The following is a 749-nucleotide window of genomic DNA, read 5'->3' as shown; positions in this document are numbered from 1 at the left end:
GAGGGCAGCCCCACGCCGGACTGACACCCCCCCTTTCCTACCCCCCAAAACGACACCGCCCCCGCTACCGGTCAGGCAGCGGGGGCGGTGGTCTGGCCGCGCCGGGGTCTTACTTGGCGAAGCTGGTCACCATGTCGAAGATCGGCTTGGGACGCTTGAGGTCATACATCATCCCGAAGTGGCGCTCGTGGACCACCGAGAGGGTCGGCTCGTCGAGCAGTTCGTAGACGTTGATCTCGGCCACCACGTCCCTGTAGCTGGTGTTGAGCACCGTGAGCATCTGCTTGACGCTGTCGTAGCAGGCCCGATCGCCGTCACGGCCGCCGTCGGTGTTGCCTTGGTAGACGTTGCCGCAGTTCATCTCGTTGAAGAACACCTTGGTCTTGTACTTGTTGGCCATGGCACGTATCTGGCCCAGGTACATGTCCATCCAGTAGCCCTTGTCGTCGACGTAGGGGTAGTAGTGGAAGCTGATGTAGTCGAAGTTGAAGCCCGATGCCTTGGCCTGGTCGAGGAACCACATGGCCCCATTGCGATCACCCGGGCAACGTGAGGTGGTGGTGCGATCATCCGAGTTGCACGCCATCACGTTGATGGTGGTCTTGAGGTTGGCGCCCAGCTCGTCCGAAGCCTGCTTGATGCCGCGATAGATCCCGACCAGGGTGTTGATGCGATCCTGCGCACCCGCCTTGGCGTAGTCCTGCTCGTTGCCGATCTCCCAGATCTTGATGTCCTTGGCGTAGCGCTTG

The 749-nt window shown here is 61.4% G+C and carries 1 protein-coding gene; it reads right to left on the bottom strand.

Features of this window, described 5'->3' with window-relative positions; translation table 11 throughout:
• Positions 1-109: 109 nt before the first annotated feature.
• Positions 110-749, bottom strand: a 640-nt coding sequence (locus GSQ95_RS25720) for a glycosyl hydrolase 53 family protein (RefSeq protein WP_178123855.1), incomplete at its 5' end; no start/stop codon positions are given.

The organism is Pseudomonas sp. BAV 4579 (assembly GCF_009765395.1).
Classification (GTDB): Bacteria; Pseudomonadota; Gammaproteobacteria; order Pseudomonadales; family Pseudomonadaceae; genus Chryseomonas; species Chryseomonas aestiva.
Note: the sequence above shows the minus strand (reverse complement) of the source record. Positions and strands in the feature narration are given on the sequence as shown.